This window comes from Rathayibacter sp. VKM Ac-2927 (assembly GCF_022815525.1).
Lineage (GTDB): Bacteria > Actinomycetota > Actinomycetes > Actinomycetales > Microbacteriaceae > Rathayibacter > Rathayibacter festucae.
The window spans coordinates 1-1,631 of sequence record NZ_JALGRT010000010.1 but is presented as its reverse complement, the minus strand read 5'-3'; the positions used below and the strand labels follow the sequence as shown (position 1 = coordinate 1,631).

Below are 1,631 nucleotides of genomic sequence, written 5' to 3'. Positions count from 1 at the left end.
TAGCGTACGACCCCGTGCTGGTGCGTTTAGCGTATTAACAGGTGTGACGCAGGAAGGTAGCCGAGCCGGGCGATGGTTGTCCCGGTCTAAGGATGTAGGGCGAACGATAGGCAAATCCGTCGTTCATATAGCCTGAGATCTGATGGGTAGACGCAAGTCGAAATCGGTGATCCTATGCTGCCAAGAAAAGCATCGACGCGAGGTTCTAGCTGCCCGTACCCCAAACCGACTCAGGTGGTCAGGTAGAGAATACTAAGGAGATCGAGAGAATCGTGGTTAAGGAACTCGGCAAAATGCCCCCGTAACTTCGGGAGAAGGGGGGCCTGAGGCGTGAACGGACTTGCTCCGGGAGCGTTCGATGGCCGCAGAGACCAGTGGGAAGCGACTGTTTACTAAAAACACAGGTCCGTGCTAAGTCGCAAGACGATGTATACGGACTGACGCCTGCCCGGTGCTGGAAGGTTAAGAGGAACGGTTAGCCGCAAGGCGAAGCTGAGAATTTAAGCCCCAGTAAACGGCGGTGGTAACTATAACCATCCTAAGGTAGCGAAATTCCTTGTCGGGTAAGTTCCGACCTGCACGAATGGCGTAACGACTTCCCAGCTGTCTCAACCGCGAACTCGGCGAAATTGCATTACGAGTAAAGATGCTCGTTACGCGCAGCAGGACGGAAAGACCCCGTGACCTTTACTATAGTTTGGTATTGGTGTTCGGTGTGGCTTGTGTAGGATAGGTGGGAGACTGTGAAGCGGGCACGCTAGTGTTCGTGGAGTCATTGTTGAAATACCACTCTGGTCACTCTGGATATCTAACTTCGGACCCTAATCGGGTTCAGGGACAGTGCCTGATGGGTAGTTTAACTGGGGCGGTTGCCTCCTAAAGAGTAACGGAGGCGCCCAAAGGTTCCCTCAACCTGGTTGGCAATCAGGTGTCGAGTGTAAGTGCACAAGGGAGCTTGACTGTGAGACTGACAAGTCGAGCAGGGACGAAAGTCGGGACTAGTGATCCGGCAGTGGCTTGTGGAAGCGCTGTCGCTCAACGGATAAAAGGTACCTCGGGGATAACAGGCTGATCTTGCCCAAGAGTCCATATCGACGGCATGGTTTGGCACCTCGATGTCGGCTCGTCGCATCCTGGGGCTGGAGTAGGTCCCAAGGGTTGGGCTGTTCGCCCATTAAAGCGGTACGCGAGCTGGGTTTAGAACGTCGTGAGACAGTTCGGTCCCTATCCGCTGCGCGCGCAGGAAATTTGAGAAGATCTATCCCTAGTACGAGAGGACCGGGATGGACGAACCTCTGGTGTGTCAGTTGTTCCGCCAGGAGCACCGCTGATTAGCTACGTTCGGAACGGATAACCGCTGAAAGCATCTAAGCGGGAAGCCGGCTTCGAGATGAGATTTCCATCCCTTCGGGGGAGAGGCTCCCAGCCAGACGACTGGGTTGATAGGCCGGATGTGGAAGACAGGACTAAAGACTGTCGGAGCTGACCGGTACTAATAAGCCGATAACTTGATAATCACTACACTCATACCGTTGTAAAGGCTGGTAGGAGTGGTCAGAGATTGCTTGCGTCCACTTTGTGGTTCCCAGAATACGGGCTCCATACCGCGGGTCGTGTTCGCAAAGACACGA

The 1,631-nt window shown here is 54.2% G+C and carries 1 rRNA gene (running past one end of the window); it reads left to right on the top strand.

Annotated elements, in window-relative coordinates:
* A 23S ribosomal RNA gene (locus tag MT353_RS21300) occupies positions 1-1,516 on the top strand (it extends 1,612 nt beyond the left edge of the window).
* Positions 1,517-1,631: the final 115 nt, after the last annotated feature.